Source organism: Actinoplanes sp. NPDC051633 (assembly GCF_040681735.1).
Classification (GTDB): Bacteria; Actinomycetota; Actinomycetes; order Mycobacteriales; family Micromonosporaceae; genus Actinoplanes.
Window position 1 is genome coordinate 1 of the sequence record NZ_JBFAZH010000741.1, and the last position, 3927, is coordinate 3927.

Sequence of the window (3927 nt, forward strand, 5' to 3'; positions counted from 1 at the left end):
TTACCCTACACGCCGCTGTTCCGATCTGTCGTGGTAGCCGTCGGACTCGTTGAAGTTGCCGTCGGCGTCGAAGTCGTACCGGTCCCACTGGTCGAACGTCTTCAGCTCCGCCAGGATCTCGGCCTTGGTGCGCCCCTGGGCCTCCTGGTCGGCCACCCACTGGTTGGCGGCGTCGCGCACGAGGTCGTACGAGGTGTTGCAGACGTTGCTCGAGCAGACGTTCGGGTCGTCGCCGTTCTCGTCGGTCGGGTCGTCGCCGGAGCGGCCGTAGCGGGCCTCGTTGTACCTGACCTTCACCCAGTCGGTGACGGTGCCGTCCACGCTGTACCGGCCGGAGGACTGCGTCTCGTAGTAGGTCTTGACCGACTCGACGTTGCGGCCCTCGCCGAAGTACAAGTTCTGGAAGTGCTCGCGGTTGTAGTCCGGCTGCCAGATGGTCCGGTTGTTGACGGTCCGATCCGGCTCCGGGATCTGGTTGTGCACCGGCCCGTCGAAGCGCTGCGGCCCTGGCGTGGTGGGCTTGGTGTCCCGGTCCGGGAACCGCGGGTCGCGCTCGTTGCCGAACTCGGCGAGGATCACGAAGATCCGGTCGGTCTTCTCACGGGCGAGTTCGACGTACTGGTCGCGATTGTCCGCGGCACCGCGGCGGTTGTTCGCCTTACCGCCGAATGCGCCACCGCCCGCCGACTGGCCGACCTTGACCACCGTGCTGCCGTTGCGCTTCTGGGGCGTCGCACGACCGGACAGCACGTCGCTGACGGCTTTCTCGCGCAGCGCCCGGCGCTTCTTCTCCAGCGGGCTGACCAGGTCGTCATTGGCCGCGCCGGGTTCACCCTTCAATGCCGGGACCGCAGCTCCCGCGTCCGTGGGCGGGACCGCCACGGCCGCCGGGCTGAGCGAGACGCCCACACCGGACGCCAAGCTCAGGGTCAATAAGCTCAACAAGATTTTTCGCACCGACGAACCCCCGGAGTTCTTCATGCCGACCCGCCGGATGGGCGGGCGGCCCGGAATTGTTGCGGGCTGGATAAGCCCATATAGGAACGTAGACATAGAGACGCGCCGAAGGAAGAGTTCCGCCGAACCGGTTCCGCCTGGTCCTGCGATCCGTCAGCTGCCCGGCCAGCTGCCCGGCGGTCCGGCCCGGCCCGGCCACGCTCCCGGTTGGCCCGGCCTTGCGCCGGATTGTCCCGGCCACTCCCCCGGCCGGGTCGGCACGGCGGCCGCAGGCGGAGGCCAGGGGAACGGATAACCGGGTGGCGGCTGCGGGCGGGACAGCGGCCAGTACCAGACCCGGGCCGCCTTCATCCACAGGTAGATCGCGACCACCTGGGCCCACGCGAACTCGGTCAGAGCACGCTCCCGCGCGCCGGCGTCGAACAGCAGGAGCAGATTGCCCAGCGAGAGCACCGCGAGCGCGACGGCCGCCGCCCAGGCGAAGGTCCGCACCCGGGTCCAGACCGCGATCATGATCGGAATCGCGGCCAGCCCGAACAGCGCACCCAGGGGCATGACCGGCGGATACGCGTCGGCCTTGTCGCTGGTCGCCGCGAACACCACCACCAGGGTCGCCATCGCCAGCCGCACCTGGAGCATCCGGCGCAGCCGGAACCTAGCGTCCTCGATGGACTCGGTGCGGCTGTGCCGGGCCGTCCAGAAATGGTCGAGCACGCCGAGGAATCCGAAGTAGATCTGGGCGTAGATGAAGGCGCCCACCGAGATCGCCAGGCCGTGCAACTCGTCGGACGGGTTCCACCACTGCGGCGCCGGGCCGGAGAGGAAGACGATCGCGCCGGCGCCGAGCGCCCACACCGGGGTCCAGGTGCGGCGGAGCCCGCGCAGCGCCACGGTCACCGTCAGCGCGATCGTCGGCAGGCTGACCAGCACGACCAGTGGCCACACCCCGCTCGCCCAGGTCAGCAACACCAGGAACACGAGCACGGGAAGCCAGAGGACGAGCGCCACCGCGAACATCACCCGGGGATGCCGCTTCCGCAGCGCACCCATGGCCCGGTCCGCGGCATCGAGCAGGAAATCCACAACTACGAGTGTCGGTCATCGATGCGCGCTCGTGGCGCCGGATCGGCGACCGGTTGCGCATCTGCGCAATCAGCGCTTCAGCCGCTCGCCGGGCCGTCCTCGAGGGCCTGGCGAGCGGCCGCGAGCACGACCGGATCGACGCACCCGCGGGCGTACCCCGCGATCCGCCGCCGGATCTCCCAGTCCAGGAACCGCTCGCCGATCCACTCCGCGATCGGCCGCACCACCGCGGGCCGGCACCGGAACGAGTACCGCCAGGTCGCGATGCTGTGCTGCGGCCGGTCCGGTGCGGGCGCGAACCGCCAGCCACCGGCGAACATCGAGAAGAACCACGGCCCCCGCACCATCTTCATGCCGACGTTGGTCGGGGGATGAAACGACACATACTCGCTGACCATCGAGAAGCCGAACCGCTGCCGGGTGAAGGTTCGCACCCCTTTGCCCGGCCGCGTCGCGCCGTCGACGAAGTGCTGCCTGCGCACGAACGGATCCCACCGGTACCGGACCGGCGCCGTCGTCTGGGACACGGCGAAGGCAACGTCCGGCGTCAGCGGCACGACCACGGAGGCTTCGACGACAGGCACGCCGCCATTATCGAGGTCATCCCACGAGGGCCCGAGCCGGGAGGCCGGAGTCCTGGTGGCTGGCCGCGCGGGCCGGGCTGAGCAGCGCGACGCCGAGGACGTGTGGCAGCACCGTGGACATGAACGGGATCGTGAGCGCGAAGGCCGTCCAGGCCGCGATCGTACCCACGGGACCGTCGATCGCGGCGGCGATCGCGCCGGCACACACCAGCGCGGCCAGCACCGCGCCGATCCGTGCCACGGCCCTTGCCTGCCGCGCCGGCAACAGCCCGGCCCGGCCGAGCGCGACGGCGAGTGCCGACGCGGCCGCGTAGGACAGGACGAGATAGGCGACCTGCACCAGGTCGAGCCACACCAGCAGGTACGTGAGATAGGTCGGTTCGCCGTCGAGACCACGCAGGTACGCGGCCGCCATCCAGGCCCGGTCCTCGATCGCGGCCTGGGCCGGCGCCGCGCCGGAGAGCACGACCGCCCAGCGGGCCAGCAGGTTCATCAGGTAGCCGGCGCTGCCGATGCCGAGCAGGACCGCGGCCGCCACGGCCGGGCCGGAGCGCAGCCGCAGCGCCAGGGCGATGGTCGACCACAGCAGGGCCACCGCCGCGGCGAACAGGACGACCGTGTTGAGCAGCATGTGCACCGGCTCGGCGGCCGTCGGCGGGCCGATGAAGCCGACCAGCGCGAACAGGCCGACCCCGGCGACGGCCAGGCCGAGCGCCGGTTGAGCGGGCCGGCCGCCGGTGAGCCGCCGCAGGAGCAGGGCGTAGCCCAGGCCGAGGGCGATGCAGAGGGGCAGTGTGACGGTCAGGGGCAGGGCCGCCGCGGTGGCGACCAGAACGATGGCCAGGCCGGCCGGCCAGGCGAGGTGAGCGAGAACGCGGGGCACCAGGATCTCCAACGGTAGGACTTTGACTTGATGCCAACTATATTCAAACTAGGCAGGGATAAGTCAAAGTATTTTCCGGAGCTCCGAGCGATCATGGTGGCGTGACATCCCCGGAGATCGCCCTGGTCGCCGCGACCGCCGTGCACCTGGGCTTCCAGGCGACCGTGACGGCCATCGTGTATCCGGCGCTGGCCCGGACGGCTGAGGAGCAGTGGCCGGCCGCTCACCGGGCCCACACGCGGGCGATCACACCCGTGGTGGTCGTCGTCTACGGTTTCCTGCTGCTGGCCGGTGGATGGGCGCTGTGGTCGGCGCCGAGCGCCTCGACCTGGGTGGCGGTGGCCGCCATCGCGGCCGCTTTCTTGATCACCGCGATCGCCGCGGCGCCGGCGCACAGCCGGCTCGCCGGCGGCCACGACC

The 3927-nt window shown here is 70.6% G+C and carries 4 protein-coding genes and 1 pseudogene; 1 reads left to right on the forward strand and 4 read right to left on the reverse strand.

Translation table 11 applies throughout. From position 1 onward, the window contains the following. Nucleotides 1–27: 27 nt before the first annotated feature. From AB0M20_RS31025 to AB0M20_RS31040, 4 genes and pseudogenes are all read right to left on the reverse strand, one after another. Nucleotides 28–942, reverse strand: a pseudogene (locus AB0M20_RS31025) (immune inhibitor A domain-containing protein); the annotation flags it as partial. 168 nt (nucleotides 943–1110) lie between these two features. After that, entirely contained in the window at nucleotides 1111–2040 is a 930-nt protein-coding gene (locus AB0M20_RS31030) for a hypothetical protein (RefSeq protein ID WP_364303877.1), read from the reverse strand. Nucleotides 2041–2117: 77 nt separating this feature from the next. Continuing rightward, a complete protein-coding gene (locus AB0M20_RS31035) occupies nucleotides 2118–2624 on the reverse strand; it encodes an SRPBCC family protein (RefSeq protein WP_364303879.1) in 507 nt (168 codons plus the stop codon). A gap of 16 nt (nucleotides 2625–2640) precedes the next feature. Further along, on the reverse strand, nucleotides 2641–3519 hold the full coding sequence (locus AB0M20_RS31040; protein ID WP_364303880.1) for a hypothetical protein: 879 nt from the start codon (nucleotides 3517–3519) through the stop codon (nucleotides 2641–2643). An 89-nt stretch (nucleotides 3520–3608) separates the two neighbouring features. Here AB0M20_RS31040 and AB0M20_RS31045 point away from each other — a divergent pair. Next, nucleotides 3609–3927 (forward strand): hypothetical protein (locus AB0M20_RS31045; RefSeq protein WP_364303881.1); only part of this gene is annotated, 319 nt, incomplete at its 3' end.